Source organism: Parasphingorhabdus marina DSM 22363 (assembly GCF_900128895.1).
GTDB lineage: Bacteria > Pseudomonadota > Alphaproteobacteria > Sphingomonadales > Sphingomonadaceae > Parasphingorhabdus > Parasphingorhabdus marina.
In genome coordinates, this window is record NZ_FSQW01000001.1 from 1,668,373 (window position 1) to 1,692,459 (window position 24,087).

Consider the following 24,087-nt stretch of genomic DNA (forward strand, 5'->3'; position numbering starts at 1 on the left):
AGAAAATCAGAGGTAAATAAAATGGCTAAAGAGAAGTTTGAGCGCAACAAGCCGCATTGCAACATCGGCACCATCGGTCATGTTGACCACGGTAAAACGACGTTGACTGCGGCCATCACAAAAGTTCTGGCAGAAGCAACCGGCGGTGAAGCTGTTGACTTCGCGAACATCGACAAGGCTCCCGAAGAGCGCGAGCGTGGCATCACCATTTCAACGGCACACGTTGAATATGAAACCGAAGCCCGTCACTACGCGCATGTCGATTGCCCGGGTCACGCTGACTATGTGAAGAACATGATCACCGGTGCGGCCCAGATGGATGGCGCCATTCTGGTTGTGAACGCAGCCGACGGCCCGATGCCCCAGACTCGTGAGCACATCCTGCTCGCCCGTCAGGTTGGTGTACCTGCTCTGGTTGTCTTCATGAACAAGGTTGACCAGGTTGATGACGAAGAGCTGCTCGAGCTGGTTGAAATGGAAGTTCGTGAACTTCTGTCTTCCTATGACTTCGATGGCGACAATATTCCCATCGTTGCCGGTTCTGCTCTGGCTGCCCTCGAAGGCCGCGACGACAATATCGGCAAGGAAAAGATCCTTGAGCTGATGGCTGCCGTTGACGAGCACATCCCGCAGCCGGATCGTCCGGTTGATCAGGACTTCCTGATGCCGATCGAAGACGTGTTCTCGATTTCCGGTCGTGGTACGGTTGTAACCGGCCGTGTGGAAACCGGTGTTGTGAATGTTGGTGACGAAGTTGAAATCGTTGGCATCAAGGACACCACCAAGACCACCGTTACCGGTGTTGAAATGTTCCGCAAGCTGCTCGACAGCGGCGAAGCCGGCGACAATATCGGCGCTCTGATCCGCGGCGTTGCCCGTGAAGAAGTTGAGCGTGGCCAGGTTCTCTGCAAGCCGGGTTCGATTACCCCGCACACCGAGTTCAATGCCGAAGTATATGTGCTGTCGAAAGACGAGGGTGGCCGTCACACGCCATTCTTCGCCAACTATCGTCCGCAGTTCTACTTCCGTACGACGGACGTTACCGGTGAAGTGATCCTGCCGGACGGCACCGAGATGGTTATGCCTGGTGACAACGTGACAATTGGCGTCAAGCTGATCGCGCCGATCGCCATGGACGCTGGCCTCCGCTTCGCTATTCGTGAAGGCGGCCGGACCGTTGGTTCAGGGGTTGTCAGCACCGTAACAAAGTAATATAGGACTGCATCGCCGCCCGGGTCACTGATTCGGGCGGCCAGTTTTTCGCCGCTCCGGCTTAATCGTCCGACGTTTCGGGCAGAAAATCGGGGCGGTTTATTTTTGGCTCTTTCGCATCGGTATAAGGTTTATGGAAACGCAGAATATTCGCATTCGCCTCAAGGCATTCGATCATCGGGTACTGGATCAGGCAACCGGCGATATCGCTGACACGGCTCGCCGGACTGGCGCGCTGATCCGTGGACCGATTCCATTGCCGACGCACAAAGAGAAATTTACCGTAAACCGCGGCCCGCACGTTGACAAAAAGTCGCGTGAGCAGTTCGAGGTCCGGACTTACAAGCGGTTGCTCGATATCGTGCAGCCGACACCGCAGACTGTGGATGCTTTGATGAAGCTCGACCTGGCTGCCGGTGTGAATGTCGAGATCAAACTGGCCTGAGCCAGTCTGGCCTTCGGATAGTCGGAGGCCCTCGAAGACATTGGGATACCTCCGGTTGTTACCGGGTAGCGTCCCCCGTCTCGCGCCACATCTGATGTGGTGCAATACAGCCCGGACGGGGTGATGCATGACAATTTGGGTTGGCAAGCCGGGGGGAATGGTCCCGTCGGCCTCTGTTAAGGAGAAATGATCGTGCGTACTGGCGTGATCGCGAAAAAAATGGGGATGACCCGCTTGTTCCAGGAAGACGGTCGGCACGTGCCGGTTACCGTTCTCTCGCTGGAAGAATGTCAGGTTGTCGGAGCCCGCAAGCAGGATCCGGATGGCTATTATGCTGTTCAGCTTGGTGCAGGTGCCCGTAAAGCGAAAAATGTAAACAAACCACAGCGGGAAGCTTTTGCGAAAGCGGAAGTCGAGCCCAAGGCGCGTGTTGCCGAGTTCCGGGTTGAGAGCGAAGAAGGCTTGCTCCCCGTCGGTGCAACCGTAACCGCAGACCACTTTATTGCCGGCCAGATGGTCGACATCCAGGGCGTGACCCAGGGTAAGGGCTTTGCCGGTGCGATGAAGCGCTGGGGCTTCGGTGGTATGCGAGCGACACATGGTGTCTCCATCTCTCACCGTGCCCATGGTTCGACTGGTCAAAACCAGGATCCGGGCAAGGTCTTCAAGGGCAAGAAAATGGCGGGCCACATGGGCGCGCGGAACCGGACCCAGCAAAATCTCGAAGTCGTGCGCACAGATGCTGCTCGCGGCTTGATTTTTGTCCGCGGCAGCGTTCCCGGTGCCAAGGGCGGCTGGTTGCTGGTCAAGGATGCCGTCAAGGTGCCGGCTCCGGAAGGTGTTCCGTTCCCGGGTGCGATGCGTCGCAACGCCGATGAAACAGCGACTGAAGATGCACCGGCTGGCATGATCGAAGCGGATGCCGCGATCGAAGCCCCAGCTGGTCCGACCGACGAAGAAGTGGCGGCAGCCGCAGCGGAAGCTCCTGCAGAAACGCCGGCCGAGGAAACCAAGGCAGATGATGCCAAAGACTCTGACGAGAAGGAGGGTTAAGCGATGAAACTCAAAGTCAAAACCCTCGACGCGAAGGCCAAGGGCGACATCGAGCTGAATGATGACGTATTTGGCGTTGAGGCCCGCGCAGACATTCTGCACCGCGTCGTCAACTGGCAGCGTGAAAAAGCCCGCGGAACGGCCCGTGCTGTTCGGGAACGCGGTGATGTCGCTCGTACCGGCAAGAAGTTCGGCAACCAGAAGGGTGGTGGTACCGCTCGTCATGGTTCGCGCCGGGCGCCAATCTTTGTCGGCGGCGGCAAGGCCCACGGTCCGCGCAAGCGCGATTTCAATCCGTCGCTGAACAAAAAGGTTCGTGCACTGGGTCTGAAAATGGCGCTGAGCGACAAGGCGAAGAACGACAATCTCATCGTGCTCGAAAATATTGAACTGAAAGATGCCAAGACCAAAGCGCTTCTGGCCAATATCGAAAAGCTCGGTTTCGGCAAGTCGGCCCTGGTCATGGACGGTGAAGCGGTGAATGATGCTTTCTCGAAGGCGTCGAACAACATTCCGCGTCTGAACGTGATGCCGGCAGCCGGTGCCAATGTTTACGACATTCTCAACCACGAAACTCTGGTGCTGACCCGCGCCGCAGTGGAAAAGCTGGAGGCGCGCTTCAATGGCTAAAAAAGAAGCTGTGGACATTCGTCACTATGACGTAATTGTCGGCCCGCACATTACAGAAAAAACCACCTTGCTCAGCGAAAATAACGCTGTGGTGTTCAAGGTCGCAAATGACGCGACCAAGCCGCAGATCAAGGCTGCTGTGGAAGCGCTGTTTGACGTCAAGGTCAAGGGTGTGAACACGATGGTCCAGAAGGGCAAGACCAAGCGCTGGCGGGGTCGTCCCTATACGCGCAACAATGTCAAAAAGGCGATTGTCACGCTGGCCGAAGGTCAGACGATTGACATCACCACGGGAGTTTAAGGGCAATGGCACTCAAATCCTATAAACCAACCAGCCCCGCCCGGCGTGGTCTTATCCTGGTCGACAAGAGCGGCCTTTGGAAGGGCAAGCCGGTCAAGAAGCTGGTTGAAGGCAAGCGCAAGACAGGTGGTCGCAACAACAAGGGCCACGTGACATCGCGCGGCATTGCTGGTGGTCACAAGCAGAAATATCGCCTGGTCGACTTCAAGCGCCGGAAATTTGATGTTTCGGCAACGGTCGAGCGGATCGAATATGATCCCAACCGGACGGCCTTCATCGCGCTGATCAAATATGACGATGGCGAGTTGAGCTACATCATCGCTCCGCAGCGTCTCGCAGTAGGTGACACGGTCATCTCTGGCGAAAAGGTTGACGTGAAGCCGGGCAATGCGATGAAATTGTCGCAGATGCCGATCGGCACGATCATCCACAATGTGGAAATGAAACCAGGCAAGGGCGGTCAGATTGCCCGTTCCGCCGGTGCTTATGTCCAGATTGTCGGTCGTGACCGCGGAATGGTGATTGTGCGTCTGAACTCGGGCGAACAGCGCTATATCCGCAGCGATTGCATGGGCACTGTTGGCGCGGTCTCGAACCCCGACAACAGCAACCAGAATTTCGGCAAGGCCGGACGCACCCGCTGGAAAGGGCGTCGTCCTCTCACCCGTGGTGTCGCCAAGAACCCGGTCGATCACCCGCATGGTGGTGGTGAAGGCCGGACCTCCGGTGGCCGCCATCCGGTGACCCCGTGGGGCAAGCCGACCAAGGGCGCACGGACCCGCAAGAATAAACAGACCGACAAGATGATCATCCGGTCGCGTCACGCGAAGAAGAAGAGGTAAGCATGGCTCGTTCCATCAAAAAAGGTCCATTTGTTGACCTCCACCTGCTGAAAAAAGCGCAGGATGCACAGGAAGCGAATAGTCACGCGCCGATCAAGACCTGGTCGCGTCGTTCCACTGTTCTTCCGGATTTCGTTGGACTGACCTTCAACGTGTATAATGGCCAGAAATTCATTCCCGTCTCGGTGAATGAGGACATGGTCGGTCACAAGCTTGGCGAGTTTGCGCCCACGCGCAACTATTACGGCCATGGCGCTGACAAAAAAGGCAAGAAATAATGGGTAAGGCATCATCACCCCGCCGCGTTGGCGACAATGAAGCTTTGGCTGTTGGCAATTCCATTCGTGGTTCTGCCCAGAAGCTGAATCTGGTTGCGCAACTGATCCGCGGCAAGAAAGCGGAAGACGCACTGAACATCCTGTCATTCTCGAAGAAGAGCATGGCCAAGGATGTCAGCAAGGTTCTGGCCTCGGCGATCGCCAATGCGGAAAACAACCACAATCTGGATGTTGACGCATTGATCGTTCACGAAGCCAGTGTCGGCAAGTCACTGACCATGAAGCGCTGGAAAGCCCGCGCCCGTGGCCGCTCCGCCAAGATCATCAAGCCATTTAGCCGCGTCCGCATCGTCGTTCGCGAGCATGAAGAAGAAGAGGCGTAAACCATGGGTCAAAAGAGTAATCCTATCGGGCTTCGCCTGCAGATCAACCGGACCTGGGACAGCCGCTGGTATGCGGAAGGGGACAATTATGGCGATCTCTTGATGGAAGACATCAAGATGCGCAAATATATCCTCGAAACCGTGCCGCAGGCAGCGATTTCCAAGGTTGTCATCGAGCGCCCGGCCAAAACCTGCCGCGTTTCGATCTATGCTGCCCGCCCCGGTGTCATCATCGGCAAAAAGGGTGCGGACATCGAGAAGCTGCGTCGCAAGCTCAGTGAAATGTCGTCCAGCGACGTGTCGCTGAACATCGTTGAAATCCGCAAGCCGGAAGTGGACGCGAAACTGGTGGCGCAGGGCATCGGCGATCAGCTGATCCGTCGTGTGGCTTTCCGCCGGGCGATGAAGCGCGCGGTTCAGTCCGCACTGCGTCTCGGCGCCGAAGGCATCAAGATTGTCTGTGGTGGCCGTCTCGGTGGTGCAGAAATCGCGCGCGTCGAATGGTACCGCGAAGGCCGCGTGCCGCTGCATACGCTGCGCGCCAATATCGACTATGCCGAGCATGAAGCGCTCACCGCTTACGGCATTATCGGTATCAAGGTCTGGATTTTCAAAGGCGAGATCATGGGGCACGACCCGATGGCTCAGGACCGGCTGATGGTGGAAGCACAGACTTCCGGCGTCCGTCCGTCGCGATAACTGCTAGATTTAGGGAATAGGTAGAGCATCATGCTGCAACCAAAGAAAACAAAGTTCCGCAAGGCTCACAAGGGCCGGATCAAGGGCAAGGCGCCCGGCGGCACGACGCTGAACTTCGGTTCCTATGGCCTGAAAGCCCTGGAACCCGAGCGGATCACTGCACGCCAGATCGAGGCAGCCCGCCGTGCGATCACGCGTCACATCAAGCGGCAGGGCCGTTTGTGGATCCGCGTGTTCCCGGATGTGCCGGTTTCGAAGAAGCCTGCAGAAGTCCGTCAGGGCAAGGGCAAGGGCTCGGTTGAATACTGGGCTGCCAAGGTGAAACCGGGCCGGATCATGTTCGAACTGGACGGTGTTCCGGGACCGATCGCTGCCGTTGCTTTCGAGCGCGCTGCGATGAAGCTTCCCATCAAGACGAAAGTTGTGGCGCGCCTTGGCGATACGTCACACCTGGAAGGATAAGGGTCATGGCCGACAAGAAAAATTCAAGCAGTGCCAAGATGGAAGACATGCGCACCAAGACCGACGATCAGCTCGAGACCGATCTCGGTGATCTGAAGAAAGAGGCATTCAACCTCCGTTTTCAGGCTGCGACCAACCAGCTCGAAAAGCCGAGCCGGATGCGCGAAGTCCGCCGGACCATTGCACAGATCAAAACATTGCAGACCGAGCGCGCGAAAGCCGCTGCTGCAGAAAAGGCGTAAGGAACCGATATGCCAAAACGTATTCTCACCGGCACGGTAGTGTCAGACAAGGGCGACAAGACCATTGTCGTCAACGTCGAGCGCAAGGTGAAGCACCCGCTCTACGGAAAGATCATGCGGCGGTCGAAAAAATACCATGCGCATGATGAAAATAACGAGATGAGCACCGGCGAGACCGTGCGCATTGAGGAAACGAAGCCGATTTCCAAGCTGAAGACCTGGAAGGTGCTGGAACGCGTTGGCGCTGCCGCCGCTCCTGCCACTCCAAAGGTTTCGGAAGTCACGGCCGAAGACGAAGGCGAAGTGAAAGCCGAGAGCTGAAGCAACGAAGTTTAACTGGGCCCGGGCAATCCGGAGCGGAATGAAGAAGGAATTGGATCCATGATCCAGATGCAATCGAACCTGGAGGTCGCTGACAATAGCGGAGCCAAACGCGTGCAGTGCATCAAGGTGCTGGGCGGCTCAAAGCGTCGCTTTGCCGGCGTTGGCGACATTATTGTTGTGTCGATCAAGGAAGCGGCTCCTCGCGGCAAGGTGAAAAAGGGCGACGTGCACCGTGCGGTGATCGTGCGCACCAAGAAGGACATCCGCCGGAAAGACGGATCGGTCATTCGCTTTGACAGCAATGCTGCCGTTCTGGTCAACAATGCGCAGGAGCCGATCGGCACGCGTATCTTTGGCCCCGTGGTCCGCGAACTGCGTGCCAAAAAGCACATGAAAATCATCAGCCTGGCTCCGGAGGTACTCTGAACATGGCCAATGCAAAGATCAAAAAGGGTGACACGGTTGTCGTTCTGTCCGGCAAGGACAAGGGCAAATCCGGTGAAGTGACCAAGGTCATGCCGAAAGACAGCAAGGTGCTGGTTTCCGGCGTGAATGTCGCGATCCGTCACCGCAAGCCGACCCAGGCCAACCCGCAGGGCGGTCTGGAACGCAGCGAAGCGCCGATGCACATCAGCAAGGTGGCACTTGCCGATCCGAAAGACGGCAAGCCGACCCGGGTGCGTTTCGAAAAGACCAAAGACGGAAAAATGCAGCGCGTAGCTGTCAAGTCCGGGGAGAAAGTCGATGGCTGACAAATATGTAGCTCGCATGCGCAAGAAATATGACGAGGAAGTCGTCAAGGCGCTGCAGGAAAAATTCAACTATTCCAATCCCATGGAAGTTCCGAAGATCACCAAGATCACGATCAACATGGGTGTTGGCGAAGGCAGTCAGGACAAGAAGAAAGTCGCGACCGCAGCCGCTGAAATGGAATTGATTGCCGGTCAGAAGCCGGTCATCACCAAGGCGAAAAACTCGATCGCGACGTTCAAGCTGCGTGAAGGCATGCCGATTGGCTGCAAGGTCACGCTGCGCCGCGAGCGGATGTACGAGTTTCTTGACCGTCTGGTGACCGTGGCGATGCCGCGGATCCGGGACTTTCGTGGTCTGAACCCGAAAAGCTTCGACGGACGTGGCAACTTTGCCATGGGCCTGAAAGAGCAGATTATTTTTCCGGAAATTGCCTATGACGACATCGACGTCGTCCGCGGCATGGACATCATTGTGACGACGAGTGCCAATACAGATGACGAAGCCCGTGAGCTTCTGAAACTGTTCGGTTTCCCGTTCCCGCAGGAAGAAGAGCAAGAAGCAGCGTAATTTCTGCGCAACCAATTTACCCGTTCCCGGTCGGGAACACGCAAGAAAGGAAGAGAACTTAAGTCATGGCGAAACTGAGTTCCATTAACAAAAACGAACGACGCAAGAAGCTGGTCAAGAAATATGCCGGCAAATATGCGAAGTTGAAGGCGATGGCCAATGACGAGTCTCTCGACGAGACCGAACGTCTGATGGCGCGTCTGAAAATGGCGGAAATCCCGCGCAACGGTAATCCTACCCGCGTGCGCAACCGCTGCGAAACCACAGGACGTCCGCGCGGTTATTATCGCAAGTTCCGTCTCTGCCGTATCGAGCTGCGTGACATGGCCAACAAGGGCCTGATCCCCGGCGTAACGAAATCCAGCTGGTAAAGGGAAGATAACATGGCTTTTACCGATCCCTTGGGTGACATGCTCACCCGCATCCGCAACGGACAGCAGGCTCGCAAGGACAGCGTGGTTTCTCCCGCGTCCAAGCTGCGTGGTGCTGTTCTCGAAGTTCTCCAGCGCGAAGGCTATATTCGCGGCTACAGCGAAGAAGAGGTGAACAAGCACCCTGGTCTGCGCATTGAACTGAAATATTTTGAAGGCGAGCCGGCGATCCGCCACGTGGCCCGTGTTTCAAAGCCTGGTCGTCGTATCTACAGCGGATCTTCCGATCTGCCGACCGTACGCAATGGCCTTGGCATCACAATCGTATCCACGCCAAAAGGCGTTCTGTCCGACGCGGAAGCGCGGCAGCAGAATGTCGGCGGCGAAGTACTGGCCGAGGTATTCTAATCATGTCCCGTATCGGAAAAAAAGCAGTAGCCATTCCTGACGGCGTTATCGCCAGCATGGAAGACGGGCTGGTCAAGGTCAAAGGACCCAAGGGCGAACTCTCCACTCCGATGGTGGACGACCTGTCCTATGAACTGGGCGACGGCGGCCTGATGGTCACGCCGGCGAACAAGTCGAAACGCGCACGCGCCTTCTGGGGCATGCAGCGGACCCTGGTCCAGAACCTGGTTGAGGGTGTTACCGAAGGCTTTTCCAAGACTCTCGAAATCAGCGGTGTTGGTTATCGTGCCGCGGTAAAGGGCAAGGTCCTGAACCTGCAACTCGGTTTCAGCCATGATGTCGATTTTGACATTCCGGAAGGCATCACCATCAAGACCCCTGATCAGACCACGGTCGAAATCAGCGGGATCGACAAGCAGCAGGTTGGCCAGGTTGCCGCGGAAATCCGGCGCTGGCGCAAACCCGAGCCTTACAAGGGCAAAGGCATCAAATATCGCGGAGAATATATTTTCCGCAAAGAAGGGAAGAAGAAATAAGCCATGGCGAATATTTCTCAATTCAAACGGCGCCAGCAACGCGTTCGCAGCAAATTGCGGAAGCGCGGGCTCACAAAGCCTCGTTTGTCCGTTCATCGTACAAGTCGGCACATGTATGCGCAGATTATTGACGATGCAGCCGGAACAACCGTGGCCGCAGCGTCGACACTCGACAAGTCCTCCAAGGTCAAGACCGGTGCAGACAGCGCCGCGGCGGCTGATGTCGGCAAGCGGGTTGCGGAAGCAGCCAAGAAAGCTGGCGTAAAGGAAGTAATTTTTGACCGTGGCGGTTTCCTGTTTCACGGACGTGTGAAGGCTCTGGCCGACGCAGCACGTGAAGGCGGATTGGAGTTTTAAGATGGCTGACGAAAACAAACCAGCAGAAGGCGCGGAAGCAACCGCTGCACCGGCAGAAGCCGCACCGGCAACGGATGCTGCTGCAAAGCAGGATCGCCCGAACGAGCGCCAGGGTCGCGGTGGAAACCGTGGCGGACGTGGTGGTCGTGACGGTGGACGCGGTCGTGGCCGTGGTCGCGGGCGCGATCAGGACCAGGGCGAAGAGCTGATTGAAAAGCTGGTGCACATCAACCGTGTCTCCAAGACCGTAAAGGGCGGCAAGCGCTTCGGTTTTGCAGCTCTGGTTGTGGTTGGCGACGGCAAGGGCCGTGCGGGCTTCGGCAAGGGCAAGGCCCGCGAGGTTCCGGAAGCCATTACCAAGGCAACTGCGGCGGCGAAGAAGAAAATGGTACGTGTGCCTCTGCGTGAAGGCCGGACGCTGCATCATGATGGCAAAGGCCATTTCGGTGCGGGCAAGGTTACCGTGCGTTCGGCACCTCCGGGTACCGGTATCATTGCCGGTGGTCCGATGCGTGCCGTGTTCGAAAGTCTTGGCGTATCCGACGTGGTGACCAAGTCCAACGGCACGTCCAACCCCTATAACATGATCCGGGCGACCTTTGCGGCGCTTGGTGACCAGAGCAGCCCGAAAGCGGTTTCTCAGCGTCGCGGCAAGAAAGTTGCCGACCTGCTGGGCCGCGGGGGTGCTTCGGAAGCGGAAGCCCAGGCTGACGCTGCTGCCGTAACGGAGTAATTCATCATGGCGAAAATCAAAGTCAAGCAGATCGGTTCACCGATCCGTCGCCCGGAAGGCCAGCGCAAGACGCTGATCGGACTGGGCCTGAACAAGATGCACCGGGTTTCCGAACTGGAAGACACGCCGGAAGTTCGCGGCATGATCCGCAAGGTGCATCACCTGGTAGAGGTTGTTGAAGGGTAATATCCCCCACAACCGTGCGAATTAAAGCGAAAGCGAGTGCAAAACATGAAACTGAACGAAATCAAAGACAATGACGGCGCGCGCAAGCTGCGCACCCGTATCGGCCGCGGCATAGGCTCCGGCAAAGGCAAGACCGGCGGACGTGGCATGAAAGGCCAGAAGTCCCGCTCCGGTGTCTCGATTAACGGCTTTGAAGGCGGCCAGATGCCGCTCCACATGCGTCTGCCGAAACGCGGGTTCAACAACCCGTTTGGCAAGGACCATGCGGTGGTGAACCTGGGCATGATCCAGAAATTTATTGACGAGAAGAAGCTGGCCAACAAGGGCACGCTGGATCACGCGGCTTTGCAGGCTGCCGGCCTGGCCCGCGGTGGCAAGGATGGCGTCCGTTTGCTCGCCAAAGGCGAACTCAAGGCCAAGATCACGATTGCGGTTGCCGGTGCTTCCAAGGCTGCTGTTGAAGCGGTTGAGAAAGCTGGCGGCAAGGTCGAGATCCTGAAAGCGGATGTCGAATATCGCGCGAAGGGCGAAAAGAAGAAGACCCCTTCGAAGCCGGCCAAAGAGAAAAAGGCCGCAAATCGGGCCAAAAAGAAAGCCTGATCAAGTTAATAGCGGCTCCGGCAGACATTCCCGTCTTCCGGAGCCGCTCTTTTTCGCCTGTGTCGCGACGGGTTGAAGTCCAAGAGCCTTGTTTTTGAGACCGCAACATCCGATATGGGTTCGATGCATTGAATTGGGACCTGTTTCCCATGAACAGCGGGGCAAGGAATAACTAGCATGGCATCAAAAGCCGATCAGGTTGCAGCAAATTTGAGCCTGGCCAAGTTCGGAGAAGCCACCGAACTGCGCAAGCGAATCTGGTTCACGCTCGGAGCTCTGGTAATTTTCCGGCTGCTCAGCTTTGTCCCGCTTCCCGGTGTCGACCCGGTCGTTCTGGCAGATTTGTATGACCAGACCCGTGGCGGCGTTCTCGATATCTTCAACACCTTTTCCGGCGGTTCGCTGGAACGGATGAGCCTCATTGCGCTGGGAGTGATGCCCTATATCACGGCGTCGATTGTGGTGCAGCTCGCCGCAGCCCTGTCGCCGCAACTCGCTGCGATCAAGAAAGAAGGCGAGGCCGGACGCAAGAAACTCAACCAGTATACCCGCTATGGTACGGTCGGTCTGACCGCCATTCAGGGCTATTTTATCGCCGTTGGCCTGGAGAGCTTCGCCTCTCAATCGGGACTGCAGGCGGTGGTCAATCCTGGTCCGATGTTCCGTGTTGGCGCGGTGATCAGCCTTGTTGGCGGTACGCTGTTCCTGATGTGGCTGGGTGAACAGATTACCAGCCGCGGGATCGGTAACGGTATTTCGCTGATCATCATGGCCGGCATTGTCGCCCAGATGCCGCGTTTCGTGGGCAACCTGCTCGAAGGCAGCCGAACCGGTTCCTACGGCCCGCTGCTGATCGTTGGCCTGCTCGCCATGGTTATCGGCCTGATCCTGTTCATCAGCTTCATGGAGCGCGCGCAAAGACGGGTGCTCATACAATATCCCAAACGCGCGACACAAAATGGCGTGATGCAGGCGGACCGCAGCCATCTGCCGCTGAAGGTCAACACCGCCGGTGTGATCCCGCCGATCTTCGCGTCCTCGCTGCTGCTGATGCCGCTGACCGTCAGTCAGTTTGCCGGAAACACGACGGCCGGTGAATCGGCATGGGGCGACTTCATCATTGCGCTCAACCAGTATCTGGCGCACGGGCAACCGCTCTATATGGGGCTCTACGCTGCCGGCATCATCTTCTTCTGTTTCTTCTACACGGCGGTGGTTTTTAACCCGGAAGAAACCGCTGAAAACCTGAAGAAGAATGGCGGCTTCATTCCCGGTATCCGTCCCGGCAAGAATACCGCGGATTATCTCGATTATGTGCTGACCCGGATCACCGTGGTCGGGGCAGCCTATCTCGCCTTTGTCTGTGTTCTGCCGGAATATGTCATGGCGCAGACCAACCTGCCGCTGTTCTTCCTCGGAGGCACCAGCCTGCTGATTGTGGTGAACGTGACGGTAGATACCGTGACCCAGATCCAGAGCCACTTGCTGGCCCTGCAATATGGGGACTTGCTGAAAAAAGCGAAGCTCAAGGGTGGCCGGCGGCGGCGCTAGGACCCGAATCAGACAAAATTGCATAAAAGGGGCACAGCCATGGACATCATCTTGTTGGGACCACCAGGCGCGGGCAAAGGCACACAGGCCAGCCGTCTGGAAGACGAACACGGGATGATCCAGCTGTCGACCGGTGACATGCTGCGTGCAGCGGTCAAGGCCGGCACCGAGGTCGGGCTCAAGGCCAAAGCACTTATGGACGCCGGGGAACTGGTTCCCGACGAAGTGGTATCCGGCATTATCGGCGACAAGCTGGACGAGCTAGGTCCGGATCAGGGTGTCATTTTCGACGGCTATCCACGTACCGCCGCCCAAGCAGAATCGCTCGACGAGATCCTTTCGGCCCGGGGCCGCAAGCTGTTCCGCGTGATTGAACTCGAGGTCGACGAAGACGCGCTGGTCACCCGGATTACCGGACGCTTCACCTGCGGCAATTGCGGTGAGGGCTATCACGATACCTTCAAGTTGCCAGCCAAGGAAGGCGTCTGCGACGTCTGCGGCTCCAGCGAGTTCAAGCGCCGCCCGGATGATACCGAAGAAACCGTGCGCACGCGGATGCAGGAATATCGCGCCAAGACGGCGCCGATCCTGCCGATCTACGAAGCACGTGATCTGGTCAGCAAGGTCGACGGCATGGGCAGCATGCAAGCGGTGAGCGACGCGATTGAAGCGGTCCTGTCGCTGGATTAGATTGACGCTGCCCCGCGCAGTCCGTTAGGAATCCCCCAAGTCAAACGAGGGGGAACAGTCTTGAACAAATCCGCACTGCTGATCGGCTTGGCACTTGTTGCATCACCTGCCACCGCAGAAGTCACCAATAGCGCCGAGAACGGATTTACCGTTCGTCACCAGACCCAGATCGCGGGATCGCCGGAAGATGTCTGGAAGGCCCTGATTGCCCCGTCCAAATACTGGAACGGCGACCATAGCTGGACCGGCAATGCGGAAAATTTCTACCTCGTGCCGCAGGCCGGTGGCTGTTTCTGTGAACTGATCAGCACCACGGACGAAGACAATATCAAGACCTCTGATGGCAGCGTGCAGCATATGCGCGTTATTTTCGCACACAAGAATCGGATGCTGCGGATGTCCGGTGCGCTGGGTCCGCTGCAGGGCGAGGCGGTGACCGGCACGCTGACCGTGCAAATGAAGCCCGAAGGTGACCAGACCGCGGTCCGTTTCACCTATAAAGTCGGCGGATATATGGAGTTTCCGGTCGACCAGATTGGTCCGGCTGTGGACGGCGTGATTGGCGAGCAGCTGACCCGTCTCGCAGCGCTGTTCGCACCAGATCCGGAGCCGGAAGGTGAAGCGTCAGAGGATGCGGAACCCGTCGAAGAAGAGAGCTGAACCGGCTGGAATTTCAAGGCTTTACCATTCGAGTAAAATGGCCTTATGATGCAAAATCAAATGATCGTGATTCGAGGGAAATCGCGATTAACAATCGGGCGCAGAATTAGTCACTAACCAAGGGGAGTGAGACAATGGCTGTTTCCGATCATGTAGATTTTCCAACATTCATGGAAGGCGTGAAAAAGCGCAATCCCGGGCAACCCGAATTTGTCCAGGCGGTGCAGGAAGTCGCCACCGATATATTCGATTTCATGGAAGACAAGGAAGAATATCACAGCGCGCAGATCCTGCGGCGGATTGCCGAGCCAGACCGGGTTGTCTCCTTCCGCGTCTGCTGGGAAGATGACAATCACAATATCCGCGTACAACGCGGATGGCGGGTGCAGAACAACAATGCCATCGGTCCCTATAAGGGCGGCATTCGCTTTCATCCCAGCGTGACCGAAAGTGTCCTGAAATTCCTCGCGTTCGAACAGACCTTCAAGAATTCGCTCACCGGGCTGCCCATGGGCGGCGGCAAGGGCGGTGCCAATTTCAATCCGCGGGGCAAGTCGGATGCGGAAGTCATGCGCTTCTGCCAGTCGTTCATGACCGAACTGTATCGGCATGTCGGACCGGACACCGACGTCCCTGCTGGCGACATCGGCGTGGGCGCGCGGGAAATCGGATACATGTTTGGCCAGTACAAGCGCATTACCAATCGCTGGGAAGGCGTGCTGACCGGCAAGGGCATGGAATATGGCGGCTCGCAGATGCGCCCCGAAGCGACCGGCTATGGCGCGGTCTATTTCATGGAAAACATGCTGAAGCACAAGAAGGACAGCATTGATGGCAAGACGGCCGTGATCTCCGGATCCGGTAATGTCGCCACCCATGCGGCCGAACAGATTACCAAACAGGGCGGCAAGGTGCTGACACTGTCAGACAGTGGCGGCTTCATCCACGACCCGGACGGCATCGATCAGGAAAAAATCGACTGGATCAAGGATCTGAAGAACAACAAGCGTGGCCGGATCAGCGAATATGCCGATCATTATACTGCCGCGACTTTCCACGCGGGCAAGCGGCCCTGGAATGTGCCTTGTGATCTGGCACTGCCGTGCGCGACACAGAACGAGCTCAATGAGGAAGAAGCCAGGGAGCTGGTTGATAATGGCGTGATGGCCGTATCCGAAGGCGCGAACATGCCGACCACTCTCGAAGGCGTCCATGTCTTCCATGATGCAAAAATCATGTATGGTCCCGGCAAGGCTGCCAATGCCGGCGGCGTCGCGGTTTCCGGCCTGGAGATGAGCCAGAATGCCGAGCGGATCAGCTGGAACCACGAGCGTCTGGGCGAAATGCTGACCGAGCTGATGGAAGGCATCCACGACAAATGCGTGGAATATGGCGACCAGGGTGACGGCTATGTCGACTATGTAAAGGGCGCCAATATCGCGGGCTTCAAGAAAGTCGCAGACGCGATGCTGGCCTACGGAGTGGTTTGAGCGAGGCAAGAGTTTTTCAAATCTCAGACGGGCTGATATTGCATTTAGCTAAGGTCAACAGCAGCCCGGTTTTTGGAAAAATGGGGAATGATGCCGATGGCCAAGGACGATGACGACACTGGAGCAAGTTCGAAAAGCTCCTTCAACTTGTTCAATTTGGTCGCCACGCTGGCATTGATGGCTGCAACTCTGGTCATTACATGGGCGACGTTTGTGTCGACCAATAGTGCCGGGCTGAACAGCTCGGCTGCCAATGTCGATCAAAAGCTGCTTGCGTTATATGAAAACTACTTCCGAGCGGCGGAGATAAGGATTTCAGATCCTGAAGCTGCAGAAAATCAGTTGTTCATAATCTGCGAACTGATCGGCGAAAAAATCCCAAACTACGATGAGTTCGATATGGGGCTCCTCGATTTTGGCGTTGTGGGCGGGCAGATCGCGGCCACCCACGAGCTGCAATTGAACAGGAAAGAACATCTGGAAGACCTTTTGAGAAACCCACGGCTGTCAGGTACCAAACCGGCGAAATGTCTCGAAGATATCGATGCTGACAAGGAAGTTGAAAGCGAGCGGTCTCCCACCAGCGGGGGAAACTCTTCCGACTCGCAACCCCCTCCAACAACTGAACAGGAGGCAGCACGAATTGAAAAATCCGAACAGCAAGATCGAGGCATTGTCGACAATTTGCTAAACAAAGACAGCAGGGGAGTGATGGCCGCACAGTCTGATCCCGAGGCACTGCCAGTCTCATTAACCGTAAAGGCGGGTGCAAGAAGAGGTTATGCCATCGACGTTTTTTGGTGCGAGAATTCCGATCCGGTCGTTCAGCAGAAAAATCTGCAGGAAGCGAGACAGATAGCCGATTTTCTCAAATCCAGGACATTGTTGGGAGGAAACCTCGCTATCGGCCGAGTTAGATTGCGGACATTATTGACACAGCGGCAAGGAGCCGATTCCTACCCTGCATCAGGGCGGCAGGTTCGACGAGAGGCAGCGGAAGCATCAATTGGCGAGAATCTTGTTGCAGCGGCCGGAGAAGCAACTGGCGAAAAGTATTCCGTCCATACCACTTCCAACACGACCGACTATTATTTGAGTGTTTTTTCCTGCGGTGGCTAAGAACCAAAACACCATTCCAGCGATGCGTTAGACCAAAATCGCCTTGCCGATTCTTTTCTACTGGAGCAGCATCCGCCGCTGACGGCCTATGCTAATGACCCCAAACAGGCTGAGGAGATCATCAAGGCGGTTAACGGTCCGCCGGTAGTGATCAAGTTGCTCGAAGGGACGCAGGGCATCGGGGTCGTGCTCGCCGAAACCATGTCCAGTGCCAAGTCGGTGATAGAGGCCTTTCGCGGGGCGAACGTGAATATCCTGGTGCAGGAATTCATCAAGGAAGCCGGCGGAACCGACATCCGGGCACTTATTGTGGGCGGAAAGGTGGTCGCGGCCATGAAACGGACGGGTGCGCCCGATGATTTTCGTTCCAATCTGCACCGTGGCGGCAGTGCGCAGATCATCAAGATCACGCTCGAAGAACCGTCAACCGCGGTTCGGGCCGCCAAACAAATGGGTCTGAATGTCTGCGGCGTCGACATGCTCCGCTCCAATCACGGTCCCGTGATCATGGAAGTGAACATTTCTCCCGGGCTGGAAGGAATTGAAATCGCCACCGGCAAGGATGTTGCCGGGCAGATTATCGAATTTGTCGAGAAACATGCGAAAGCCGGAAAGACCAAAACGCGGGGCAGGGGGTGAGTTTTCGGATGGATTGAGTTCCGCGCCGCGATTTCAGTTAATCTTCCCTTTCAGCCGGATTGCGAAGCTGGTTGCGCCTGTGCCGGTGTTGGGGGCCATGAAGCCCGCCGGCTGGATCCGGATATGGGTGACCGCGGGATCGGTGCCGTCTCCGGAATCGCTGGGCGTGTAGGTGAAATTCACGCCGTCGGTTGAGAAATCCACAGAATCGGCAAAATTGCCGAATCCGGCAAAGCTGAAGGACAGTCCGGAACTGGGGCTGCCGTCCTGAAACTGGATCGGTCCGCTGCCCGGGCCGGCAAAATCGCTGACGACCAGCGAGAGGCTGGAGGGCAGGGCTTCGGTCAGGATAAGGCTGTCGTGATTGGGCGGCGCATTGCCATCATTCTCGACGGTGATCAGATACTCGACGACGGCGTCGGGCAGGGCAAATTCACCGCCAAAGGGATCTTCGAAAGTGACATGGACCTTGGAGGCCGAAATGTCGGGTTCGAGCAGCGCGTGGAAGGAGCGGGAAAAGGCGATGATCGAGGCTCGCTCGGCATCGGCTGAAGCGACACTGCGTTCATTGTCCTGATCGCGGTCTTCGTCCACGCGCAGGCCGATTGTGCTGCTGTTCAGGCTGCATCGGCGAAACCACCCGCCGTCAGCATTGTTGCGGCTGATTTTCTTTGCCACCACGATACGGCTGCTGCTGGTCTGGCCAATGCCACTGGTGAAGCAGCCATTGTCCCAGCCGCGAATGGTCGCGCCGGTATTCACGCTACTCCAGGTGACCGGGTTGCTGGCAATATCGGGAAACGTCCCGGAGAGATTGCCTGGAAAGGCGATCCACCCAATGGTTTCCGACGAGGGTATCGGGCCGCTATTGGCCTGGCTGCGATCCAGAGCAACCTGAAAGCCGGCGCTGGTCAGACCCTGCATGATCGCCGTGATATGGGGCCGGGACGGCGCATTGGCGACGCTCTGCGTTTCGCTGTTGGCTGACTGGATCTGGGCGATCACGCTCGGCGTGCCGGGCAAGAGTTCCGAGAAGCTCACCGATTGCCAGCTCGCCGTGCCCGCAACGCCGGAACCGAACTGGGTTGCTGCCGTGCTGATCCGGCCGGCTTCGACAATCTGCCCGTCTGGAAGTACATGCCGTCCGGGTTCGACGGCGATATAGTGGACATTCTGGGCAATATGCTGACCGTCCCAGTTGTCCGGTTCGAGGATCAGCTCGTCAAAGCCGGTTGTCGAAACATTGGTGATGCGAATGGAGGCCGAGTTGTTGCCAGCCGTGTCGGCGAGGGCGACGACAATGGGCACGGTGTCAAACGGCTGCTGAAAGGTGACACGGACCGGATTGCGATTGCCAAAAGTGTCATGGGCGGTGAACGAGCCAGCTTCAAAGCGCCCCGCCATTGCAGGCGACAGAAATGCCGGCCACACAGCCAATGCCAACAGCATGGCTGTCCAGCGCGCATTCCGCATTCTGGCCCGTTTCAGTCCCCACATACGCGGAAACATATCCAAACAGGGTTAAGGATAATTTGACCCCGGCGATCAAACTTGTAAAATCTGGTTGGTGCAGATAGCGCCGAAATCGCGGCAAACTGCTATTGACAGCGGCGGCGACTCAGCCTAAGCGACCATTATTCGAAACCCGATAAGACCGGCAACACCTTTGTGGTGCGCGCTGGTTTTGTGCGTTTTGAGTGTGTTTTTAACAGCTTGGCGATGAGATAGGGCCGGAATTCCGCCGGTTCTGTGGAGCAGGAGAAAAATATTGGCACGTATTGCCGGGGTAAATATCCCAACAAACAAGCGCGTAATTATCGCGCTCACCTATATTCACGGTATCGGACGCACAAAAGCGGCTGAAATTGTCGAAAAACTGAAAATCGATCCCGCACGTCGCGTGCAGGACCTGACCGATCAGGAAGTTTTGCACATTCGCGAAACGATTGATGCCGATCATACGGTTGAAGGGGATTTGCGTCGCGAAAACGCAATGAACATCAAGCGTCTGATGGATCTCGCCTGCTATCGTGGCCTGCGCCATCGCAAAGGCCTGCCGGTTCGCGGACAGCGTACGCATACCAATGCCCGCACCCGCAAAGGCAAGCCCAAGGCGATTGCCGGCAAGAAAAAATAGGACTGTCCCCGTTTCATACGGCGACATGTCTTTTCTGGAATTTAGGTAGGAATTGATCACATGGCACGCGAACCTCAGCGCATCAAAAAGCGCGAGCGCAAAAATATCTCGGCAGGCGTAGCGCACGTCAACGCCACATTTAACAACACGATGGTCACCATCACCGATGCCCAGGGCAATGCGATAAGCTGGTCCTCTGCAGGCATGATGGGTTTCAAGGGCTCTCGGAAATCGACACCCTATGCGGCACAGGTTGCGGCTGAAGATGCCGGCAAGAAGGCGGCTGATCACGGTGTCCGGACCCTCGAAGTCGAAGTGAAAGGCCCTGGCTCCGGTCGTGAATCGGCCCTTCGTGCGCTTCAGGCCGTTGGTTTCACCATCACCTCGATCCGCGATGTAACGCCGATCCCGCACAATGGTGTCCGCCCGTCGAAACGTCGCCGGGTCTGATTGCCTTTCAAGTTTGCGGAGGTTTTCCGGCTGGTTGCCTCCGGTTTTTACAATTTCAGAGCGGAAATGACGTCCAGCCCGCTCTTTAGAACTCACTAGGGGAAGTCCATGACTGTCAATATGAAGAACTGGCAAGAACTGAAAAAGCCCAATGTTCTCGACATTAAATCCGGTGGTGATCCCAAGCGCAAGGCAACCTTCATTGCCGAACCTCTGGAACGCGGTTTCGGTCTGACCATCGGCAACGCACTGCGCCGTGTTCTGCTGTCCTCCCTTCAGGGTGCCGCCGTCACGTCGATCAAGATCGAAAATGCCCTGCACGAATTCTCTTCGCTGCCGGGTGTGCGTGAAGATGTGACCGACATCGTCCTGAACGTGAAGCAGATTGCGCTGAAGATGGAAGGCGAAGACGCCAAGCGGCTGCAGCTTTCCGCGACCGGCCCTGCGGAAGTCAAGGCCGGCGACATCGCGGTTTCCGGTGACATCGAAGTGATGAACCCGGATCTGGTGATCTGTCACCTCGACGAAGGCGCTTCGCTTAACATGGAACTGACCGTCAATGTCGGCAAGGGCTATGTCCCTGCCGTTGCGAACCGGCCGGCAGATGCGCCCATCGGTCTGATCCCGGTTGACTCGCTCTATTCGCCGATCCGCCAGGTTTCTTACAAGGTCGACAATGCGCGTGTCGGACAGGAGCTCGACTTTGACAAGCTGAACCTGACCATCGATACCGACGGCACGGTAACCCCGGAAGATGCGATCGCCTATGCCGCGCGCATTCTCCAGGACCAGTTGCAGCTGTTTGTGCATTTCGAGGAAGCCCTCGAAAGCGTGTCTTCGCCCATCGGCATGGCCGCAGCTCAGAGCCAGCAGGAAAGCGATGCCAATCAGCTCAACCGTTACCTTCTCAAGAAGGTCGACGAGCTGGAACTCAGCGTCCGCTCGGCCAACTGTCTCAAGAACGACAATATCATTTATATTGGCGATCTGGTGCAGAAGACCGAAGCCGAAATGCTGCGCACCCCGAACTTTGGCCGCAAATCCCTGAACGAAATCAAGGAAGTGCTGTCGAGCATGGGCCTGCGCCTCGGCATGGATATCCCCGGATGGCCGCCTGAAAATATCGAGGAAATGGCCAAGAAGCTTGAACAAGAGCTGCTGGGTTAAACAGGGAAACTGGCCGACCCTGAAACCGGCCTGAACTGGGGTACCTGATACGGCCCCTTTTTGAACGTCCGATCCCTTCAGGGAAAGTGGGAACCGGTTTCCCGCCTGGAAGGGTCGGCAAAGAGGAGTAAATACCATGCGTCATAAAATGAAGGGCCGCCGGATGCAGCGGACCGGAGCACATCGTCAGGCTTTGCTGAAAAACCTGTCGGCCGCTCTGATCAAGCATGAGCAGATTATGACTACCTTGCCCAAGGCCAAGGAATTGCGTCCCTATGTCGAGAAGCTGGTCACACTGGCGAAAAAGGGCGGCCTGTCCAACCGTCGCCTTGCCCATGCGCGGCTGATGGACGATGTGCAGGAAAAGAAGCTGTTTGACGTTCTCGCCGAACGCTACAGCGACCGCAATGGCGGTTATACCCGGATCATCAAGGCCGGTTTCCGCGACTCCGATGCCGCCGCAATGGCCGTCATCGAACTGGTGGACCGCGACGAAGATGCCAAAGGTCAGGACAGCGGTCCCGACCAGAATGTCGAAGAAGACTTCGAAGAGGCATAAACCGGTCGGACATCATACGGTTTCAATTGATATCAGAGGTCGCGGGCGATAAGCTCGCGGCCTCTTTTTCGTTGGAGAACAGGTATGCGTATTTCCGGTCTGATTGCCCTGGCCACGGCGGCCACCATGACAGTGACTTCCACTTCAGCGCTGGCGGAAACCGCCGAGAATGAGGACACCAGCCTTTTGACCTATCCAGAAACGCGTACCGTCGATGTTGTGGACGAACAATTTGGTATCTATGTCTCCGACCCCTATCGCTGGCTGGAAAATGACGTCCGCGAGGACGAGAATGTGGCGGCATGGGTTACGGCACAAAATGCACTGACTGATGGCTATCTGGACAAGCTGGACGGTACAAAAGCCCTCGCAGCTTCGATGACCCGGCTGTTTGACTATGACGATCTCGATGCGCCTGTCGAAGCGGGCGGCAAATATTTTTACGAGCGCAAGAGCGGTGGCCAGAACCAGGCGATCCTTTATGTGCGCGATGTGGACGGCGGGGAGGAGCGTGTGCTGCTCGATCCGTCGACATGGTCCGACGATGGTGCGACAGCGCTGGCAGAATGGGCCCCGTCAGGTGATGGCAGCCATCTCGTTTACGCCGTGCAGGATGGCGGATCGGACTGGCGGACGCTGAAGGTCGTGAAAGTCGACACCGGAGAAGTGCTGCCGGACAAGGTGGAATGGGCAAAGTTCACCAATCTCGCCTGGATGCCGAGATCGAGCGGTTTTATCTATTCACGCTTCCCGGAACCGGAAGAAGGCGCGGCGTTTCAGTCGCTGAACACAAATCACAGTCTCCATGTCCACGTGCTCGGCACCGTGCAGGCCAAGGACATCAAGGTCTATGAGACGCAGGACCGTCCGGAACTCAATCATTTTGCCGAGCTGACATCCGACAAGAAATGGGTGGTCATCACTTCCTCTTCCGGTACGGATGACCGCTATGAAATGACGCTCGTCAAGGTGGATTCCCCGGAGATCAACGCGGAAACGCTGGTCGAAGGCTTTGATCACAGCTGGTCGCTGATCGATGGCGTGGGCGATACGCTCTATTTTGTCACCAACAAGGACGCCCCGCGCCAGAGAGTGGTGAAGATTGATCTTGGTGCAGAAAACCGGGAATGGGTTGAGCTGGTCCCGGAACACAGCGCCACGATCGATGAAGCGGTGATGATCGGAGACAAGATCGCGGTCAATTATATCGATGATGCGAAAAGCCGGCTGGAACTGTTTGCGCTGGATGGCAAGCCGCTGGGCGTGGTCGATCTGCCGGGACTGGGCCAGGTCAGCCAGTTGCACGGATCGGCGAAGGACGAAACGGGCACCTTTGCGTTTGACAGCTTCAACCAGCCGAGCACGATCTACAAGTTTGACGCGGCCGGCGCACCAACCGTGTGGGCGCGGCCCGAACTGCCGTTCGATCCGGACATGATCGCCGTTTCCCAGCGCTTCTACGAAAGCAAGGACGGCACCAGGATTCCGATGTTCGTCGTCCACAAGAAGGACCTTGACCTGGCGGAAGGCGCGCCGACCCTGCTCTATGGATATGGCGGGTTCAATATTTCGGTTATGCCGCAATACAAGCCGGCCTGGCTGGCCTGGATCGAAGCGGGCGGCGTATTTGCCTCGGCCAATCTGCGCGGCGGCGGCGAATATGGCGCCGAGTGGCATGATGCCGGGCGGCTGGACAACAAACAGAATGTCTTTGATGATTTCATCGCGGCCGGTGAATATCTGATTGCCGAGGGGATTACGCCGAAAGACGGACTGGCGATCGAAGGGCGCTCCAATGGCGGTCTGCTGGTCGGTGCCGTGATGAACCAGCGCCCCGACCTGTTCACTGCGGGCCATGCTGCTGTCGGTGTCATGGATATGCTGCGCTTTGACCGGTTCACCGCCGGGCGCTACTGGGTGGATGATTATGGCTATCCCAACAAGGAAGACGATTTCCAGACACTTCTCGCCTATTCGCCCTATCACAATATCCAGGACGGGACCGACTATCCGGCGCTGATGGTGTCGACCGCTGATACGGACGACCGGGTGGTGCCGGGCCACAGCTTCAAATATATCGCACGCCTGCAAGCCGCGAATACTGGCGCAAAGCCGCATCTGATCCGGATCGAGACCCGGGCCGGGCATGGCAGCGGCAAGCCGACCGACAAGGTGATCGCCGAATATTCGGACATCTACGGTTTCATGGCCGATGCGATCGGACTGGAGCTGAAATAGGCCGG

General features: G+C 57.0%; 33 protein-coding genes and 1 pseudogene. 33 read left to right on the forward strand and 1 reads right to left on the reverse strand.

The genetic code is table 11. From position 1 onward, the window contains the following. The first annotated feature begins 21 nt into the window (after positions 1-21). The 28 genes and pseudogenes from tuf to BUQ90_RS08370 form a co-directional block, all read left to right on the forward strand. On the forward strand, positions 22-1,212 hold the full coding sequence (gene tuf, locus BUQ90_RS08235; protein ID WP_074204525.1) for an elongation factor Tu: 1,191 nt from the start codon (positions 22-24) through the stop codon (positions 1,210-1,212). Between the two features lie 133 nt (positions 1,213-1,345). Further along, positions 1,346-1,657, forward strand: a complete 312-nt coding sequence (gene rpsJ / locus BUQ90_RS08240; RefSeq protein ID WP_074204526.1) for a 30S ribosomal protein S10 — start codon at positions 1,346-1,348, stop codon at positions 1,655-1,657. 192 nt (positions 1,658-1,849) lie between these two features. Beyond that, positions 1,850-2,710: a 50S ribosomal protein L3 gene (gene rplC, locus BUQ90_RS08245; protein WP_074204991.1), complete on the forward strand. Its 861-nt coding sequence runs from the start codon at positions 1,850-1,852 to the stop codon at positions 2,708-2,710. 3 nt (positions 2,711-2,713) lie between these two features. Continuing rightward, positions 2,714-3,340, forward strand: coding sequence for a 50S ribosomal protein L4 (gene rplD / locus BUQ90_RS08250; protein ID WP_074204527.1), 627 nt, complete (start codon positions 2,714-2,716; stop codon positions 3,338-3,340). Then, the gene (locus BUQ90_RS08255) at positions 3,333-3,641 is read left to right on the forward strand and encodes a 50S ribosomal protein L23 (protein ID WP_074204528.1); all 309 of its coding nucleotides are present in this window, start codon (positions 3,333-3,335) and stop codon (positions 3,639-3,641) included. The genes rplD and BUQ90_RS08255 overlap by 8 nt, the downstream gene beginning before the upstream one ends. 5 nt (positions 3,642-3,646) lie before the next feature. Beyond that, positions 3,647-4,483, forward strand: coding sequence for a 50S ribosomal protein L2 (gene rplB, locus BUQ90_RS08260; protein WP_074204529.1), 837 nt, complete (start codon positions 3,647-3,649; stop codon positions 4,481-4,483). Between the two features lie 2 nt (positions 4,484-4,485). Beyond that, positions 4,486-4,761, forward strand: a complete 276-nt coding sequence (rpsS, locus tag BUQ90_RS08265; protein ID WP_074204530.1) for a 30S ribosomal protein S19 — start codon at positions 4,486-4,488, stop codon at positions 4,759-4,761. After that, entirely contained in the window at positions 4,761-5,144 is a 384-nt protein-coding gene (gene rplV / locus BUQ90_RS08270; protein ID WP_074204531.1) for a 50S ribosomal protein L22, read from the forward strand. The genes rpsS and rplV overlap by 1 nt, the downstream gene beginning before the upstream one ends. Positions 5,145-5,147: 3 nt before the next feature. After that, on the forward strand, positions 5,148-5,843 hold the full coding sequence (gene rpsC / locus BUQ90_RS08275) for a 30S ribosomal protein S3 (protein ID WP_074204532.1): 696 nt from the start codon (positions 5,148-5,150) through the stop codon (positions 5,841-5,843). Between the two features lie 30 nt (positions 5,844-5,873). Then, positions 5,874-6,305, forward strand: coding sequence for a 50S ribosomal protein L16 (gene rplP / locus BUQ90_RS08280; RefSeq protein ID WP_074204533.1), 432 nt, complete (start codon positions 5,874-5,876; stop codon positions 6,303-6,305). A 38-nt stretch (positions 6,306-6,343) separates the two neighbouring features. After that, on the forward strand, positions 6,344-6,547 hold the full coding sequence (gene rpmC, locus BUQ90_RS08285) for a 50S ribosomal protein L29 (protein ID WP_204244779.1): 204 nt from the start codon (positions 6,344-6,346) through the stop codon (positions 6,545-6,547). Between the two features lie 9 nt (positions 6,548-6,556). Continuing rightward, positions 6,557-6,868: a 30S ribosomal protein S17 gene (gene rpsQ / locus BUQ90_RS08290; protein ID WP_084192573.1), complete on the forward strand. Its 312-nt coding sequence runs from the start codon at positions 6,557-6,559 to the stop codon at positions 6,866-6,868. Between the two features lie 60 nt (positions 6,869-6,928). Continuing rightward, on the forward strand, positions 6,929-7,297 hold the full coding sequence (rplN, locus tag BUQ90_RS08295; protein WP_074204535.1) for a 50S ribosomal protein L14: 369 nt from the start codon (positions 6,929-6,931) through the stop codon (positions 7,295-7,297). A 2-nt stretch (positions 7,298-7,299) separates the two neighbouring features. Beyond that, positions 7,300-7,623, forward strand: coding sequence for a 50S ribosomal protein L24 (gene rplX / locus BUQ90_RS08300; protein WP_074204536.1), 324 nt, complete (start codon positions 7,300-7,302; stop codon positions 7,621-7,623). Then, a complete protein-coding gene (gene rplE / locus BUQ90_RS08305) occupies positions 7,616-8,191 on the forward strand; it encodes a 50S ribosomal protein L5 (protein WP_074204537.1) in 576 nt (191 codons plus the stop codon). Before rplX ends, rplE begins: the two co-directional genes overlap by 8 nt. Positions 8,192-8,256: 65 nt before the next feature. Further along, a complete protein-coding gene (gene rpsN, locus BUQ90_RS08310) occupies positions 8,257-8,562 on the forward strand; it encodes a 30S ribosomal protein S14 (protein ID WP_074204538.1) in 306 nt (101 codons plus the stop codon). 12 nt (positions 8,563-8,574) lie between these two features. Then, on the forward strand, positions 8,575-8,970 hold the full coding sequence (gene rpsH / locus BUQ90_RS08315; protein WP_074204539.1) for a 30S ribosomal protein S8: 396 nt from the start codon (positions 8,575-8,577) through the stop codon (positions 8,968-8,970). A gap of 2 nt (positions 8,971-8,972) precedes the next feature. Further along, positions 8,973-9,506, forward strand: a complete 534-nt coding sequence (gene rplF / locus BUQ90_RS08320; RefSeq protein ID WP_074204540.1) for a 50S ribosomal protein L6 — start codon at positions 8,973-8,975, stop codon at positions 9,504-9,506. Between the two features lie 3 nt (positions 9,507-9,509). Then, on the forward strand, positions 9,510-9,863 hold the full coding sequence (rplR, locus tag BUQ90_RS08325; RefSeq protein WP_074204541.1) for a 50S ribosomal protein L18: 354 nt from the start codon (positions 9,510-9,512) through the stop codon (positions 9,861-9,863). A 1-nt stretch (position 9,864) separates the two neighbouring features. Continuing rightward, complete coding sequence (gene rpsE / locus BUQ90_RS08330; RefSeq protein ID WP_074204542.1) at positions 9,865-10,596, forward strand: 30S ribosomal protein S5; 732 nt, start codon at positions 9,865-9,867, stop codon at positions 10,594-10,596. Positions 10,597-10,602: 6 nt separating this feature from the next. After that, entirely contained in the window at positions 10,603-10,782 is a 180-nt protein-coding gene (rpmD, locus tag BUQ90_RS08335; RefSeq protein ID WP_074204543.1) for a 50S ribosomal protein L30, read from the forward strand. A gap of 45 nt (positions 10,783-10,827) precedes the next feature. Then, a complete protein-coding gene (rplO, locus tag BUQ90_RS08340; RefSeq protein ID WP_074204544.1) occupies positions 10,828-11,382 on the forward strand; it encodes a 50S ribosomal protein L15 in 555 nt (184 codons plus the stop codon). Positions 11,383-11,559: 177 nt separating this feature from the next. After that, positions 11,560-12,933, forward strand: a complete 1,374-nt coding sequence (gene secY / locus BUQ90_RS08345; RefSeq protein ID WP_074204545.1) for a preprotein translocase subunit SecY — start codon at positions 11,560-11,562, stop codon at positions 12,931-12,933. 39 nt (positions 12,934-12,972) lie between these two features. After that, positions 12,973-13,623, forward strand: coding sequence for an adenylate kinase (locus BUQ90_RS08350; protein ID WP_074204546.1), 651 nt, complete (start codon positions 12,973-12,975; stop codon positions 13,621-13,623). A 60-nt stretch (positions 13,624-13,683) separates the two neighbouring features. Further along, positions 13,684-14,283 (forward strand): SRPBCC family protein, encoded by a 600-nt coding sequence (locus tag BUQ90_RS08355; protein ID WP_074204547.1) that lies wholly within the window; start codon positions 13,684-13,686, stop codon positions 14,281-14,283. 134 nt (positions 14,284-14,417) lie between these two features. Further along, positions 14,418-15,773, forward strand: coding sequence for an NADP-specific glutamate dehydrogenase (gene gdhA / locus BUQ90_RS08360; RefSeq protein WP_074204548.1), 1,356 nt, complete (start codon positions 14,418-14,420; stop codon positions 15,771-15,773). Between the two features lie 96 nt (positions 15,774-15,869). Further along, complete coding sequence (locus tag BUQ90_RS08365) at positions 15,870-16,892, forward strand: hypothetical protein (RefSeq protein WP_159437070.1); 1,023 nt, start codon at positions 15,870-15,872, stop codon at positions 16,890-16,892. A 51-nt stretch (positions 16,893-16,943) separates the two neighbouring features. Beyond that, positions 16,944-17,531 (forward strand): annotated as a pseudogene (locus BUQ90_RS08370) (RimK family alpha-L-glutamate ligase); the annotation flags it as partial. 33 nt (positions 17,532-17,564) lie between these two features. Here BUQ90_RS08370 and BUQ90_RS08375 read toward each other — a convergent pair. Beyond that, positions 17,565-19,028: an H-type lectin domain-containing protein gene (locus BUQ90_RS08375; RefSeq protein ID WP_204244753.1), complete on the reverse strand. Its 1,464-nt coding sequence runs from the start codon at positions 19,026-19,028 to the stop codon at positions 17,565-17,567. A gap of 271 nt (positions 19,029-19,299) precedes the next feature. Between BUQ90_RS08375 and rpsM the strand changes: the two genes are divergently transcribed. From rpsM to BUQ90_RS08400, 5 genes are all read left to right on the forward strand, one after another. Beyond that, positions 19,300-19,668, forward strand: coding sequence for a 30S ribosomal protein S13 (gene rpsM / locus BUQ90_RS08380; protein ID WP_074204551.1), 369 nt, complete (start codon positions 19,300-19,302; stop codon positions 19,666-19,668). A 60-nt stretch (positions 19,669-19,728) separates the two neighbouring features. Continuing rightward, the gene (gene rpsK / locus BUQ90_RS08385) at positions 19,729-20,118 is read left to right on the forward strand and encodes a 30S ribosomal protein S11 (RefSeq protein ID WP_074204552.1); all 390 of its coding nucleotides are present in this window, start codon (positions 19,729-19,731) and stop codon (positions 20,116-20,118) included. A gap of 108 nt (positions 20,119-20,226) precedes the next feature. Continuing rightward, the gene (locus BUQ90_RS08390) at positions 20,227-21,285 is read left to right on the forward strand and encodes a DNA-directed RNA polymerase subunit alpha (protein WP_074204553.1); all 1,059 of its coding nucleotides are present in this window, start codon (positions 20,227-20,229) and stop codon (positions 21,283-21,285) included. 136 nt (positions 21,286-21,421) lie between these two features. After that, positions 21,422-21,844: a 50S ribosomal protein L17 gene (gene rplQ / locus BUQ90_RS08395; RefSeq protein WP_074204554.1), complete on the forward strand. Its 423-nt coding sequence runs from the start codon at positions 21,422-21,424 to the stop codon at positions 21,842-21,844. Positions 21,845-21,928: 84 nt separating this feature from the next. Continuing rightward, positions 21,929-24,082: a prolyl oligopeptidase family serine peptidase gene (locus BUQ90_RS08400; protein WP_074204555.1), complete on the forward strand. Its 2,154-nt coding sequence runs from the start codon at positions 21,929-21,931 to the stop codon at positions 24,080-24,082. Positions 24,083-24,087: the final 5 nt, after the last annotated feature.

Bases quoted from the DNA above. Each gene is read 5' to 3' on its own strand.
- BUQ90_RS08365 (WP_159437070.1), top strand. From the start codon at position 15,870: ATGGCCAAGGACGATGACGACACTGGAGCAAGTTCGAAAAGCTCCTTC.
- BUQ90_RS08400 (WP_074204555.1), top strand. From the start codon at position 21,929: ATGCGTATTTCCGGTCTGATTGCCCTGGCCACGGCGGCCACCATGACA.
- BUQ90_RS08350 (WP_074204546.1), top strand. From the start codon at position 12,973: ATGGACATCATCTTGTTGGGACCACCAGGCGCGGGCAAAGGCACACAG.
- rplX (WP_074204536.1), top strand. From the start codon at position 7,300: ATGGCCAATGCAAAGATCAAAAAGGGTGACACGGTTGTCGTTCTGTCC.
- rpsN (WP_074204538.1), top strand. From the start codon at position 8,257: ATGGCGAAACTGAGTTCCATTAACAAAAACGAACGACGCAAGAAGCTG.
- rpsK (WP_074204552.1), top strand. From the start codon at position 19,729: ATGGCACGCGAACCTCAGCGCATCAAAAAGCGCGAGCGCAAAAATATC.
- BUQ90_RS08390 (WP_074204553.1), top strand. From the start codon at position 20,227: ATGACTGTCAATATGAAGAACTGGCAAGAACTGAAAAAGCCCAATGTT.
- rplP (WP_074204533.1), top strand. From the start codon at position 5,874: ATGCTGCAACCAAAGAAAACAAAGTTCCGCAAGGCTCACAAGGGCCGG.
- rplR (WP_074204541.1), top strand. From the start codon at position 9,510: ATGGCGAATATTTCTCAATTCAAACGGCGCCAGCAACGCGTTCGCAGC.
- rpsQ (WP_084192573.1), top strand. From the start codon at position 6,557: ATGCCAAAACGTATTCTCACCGGCACGGTAGTGTCAGACAAGGGCGAC.
- rpsS (WP_074204530.1), top strand. From the start codon at position 4,486: ATGGCTCGTTCCATCAAAAAAGGTCCATTTGTTGACCTCCACCTGCTG.
- rpsJ (WP_074204526.1), top strand. From the start codon at position 1,346: ATGGAAACGCAGAATATTCGCATTCGCCTCAAGGCATTCGATCATCGG.
- rplV (WP_074204531.1), top strand. From the start codon at position 4,761: ATGGGTAAGGCATCATCACCCCGCCGCGTTGGCGACAATGAAGCTTTG.
- rplF (WP_074204540.1), top strand. From the start codon at position 8,973: ATGTCCCGTATCGGAAAAAAAGCAGTAGCCATTCCTGACGGCGTTATC.
- BUQ90_RS08255 (WP_074204528.1), top strand. From the start codon at position 3,333: ATGGCTAAAAAAGAAGCTGTGGACATTCGTCACTATGACGTAATTGTC.
- gdhA (WP_074204548.1), top strand. From the start codon at position 14,418: ATGGCTGTTTCCGATCATGTAGATTTTCCAACATTCATGGAAGGCGTG.
- rpmD (WP_074204543.1), top strand. From the start codon at position 10,603: ATGGCGAAAATCAAAGTCAAGCAGATCGGTTCACCGATCCGTCGCCCG.
- rpmC (WP_204244779.1), top strand. From the start codon at position 6,344: ATGGAAGACATGCGCACCAAGACCGACGATCAGCTCGAGACCGATCTC.
- rpsE (WP_074204542.1), top strand. From the start codon at position 9,865: ATGGCTGACGAAAACAAACCAGCAGAAGGCGCGGAAGCAACCGCTGCA.
- rplD (WP_074204527.1), top strand. From the start codon at position 2,714: ATGAAACTCAAAGTCAAAACCCTCGACGCGAAGGCCAAGGGCGACATC.
- rpsC (WP_074204532.1), top strand. From the start codon at position 5,148: ATGGGTCAAAAGAGTAATCCTATCGGGCTTCGCCTGCAGATCAACCGG.
- rplO (WP_074204544.1), top strand. From the start codon at position 10,828: ATGAAACTGAACGAAATCAAAGACAATGACGGCGCGCGCAAGCTGCGC.
- BUQ90_RS08375 (WP_204244753.1), bottom strand. From the start codon at position 19,028: ATGTGGGGACTGAAACGGGCCAGAATGCGGAATGCGCGCTGGACAGCC.
- secY (WP_074204545.1), top strand. From the start codon at position 11,560: ATGGCATCAAAAGCCGATCAGGTTGCAGCAAATTTGAGCCTGGCCAAG.
- rplQ (WP_074204554.1), top strand. From the start codon at position 21,422: ATGCGTCATAAAATGAAGGGCCGCCGGATGCAGCGGACCGGAGCACAT.
- rpsH (WP_074204539.1), top strand. From the start codon at position 8,575: ATGGCTTTTACCGATCCCTTGGGTGACATGCTCACCCGCATCCGCAAC.
- tuf (WP_074204525.1), top strand. From the start codon at position 22: ATGGCTAAAGAGAAGTTTGAGCGCAACAAGCCGCATTGCAACATCGGC.
- rplE (WP_074204537.1), top strand. From the start codon at position 7,616: ATGGCTGACAAATATGTAGCTCGCATGCGCAAGAAATATGACGAGGAA.
- rplB (WP_074204529.1), top strand. From the start codon at position 3,647: ATGGCACTCAAATCCTATAAACCAACCAGCCCCGCCCGGCGTGGTCTT.
- rplN (WP_074204535.1), top strand. From the start codon at position 6,929: ATGATCCAGATGCAATCGAACCTGGAGGTCGCTGACAATAGCGGAGCC.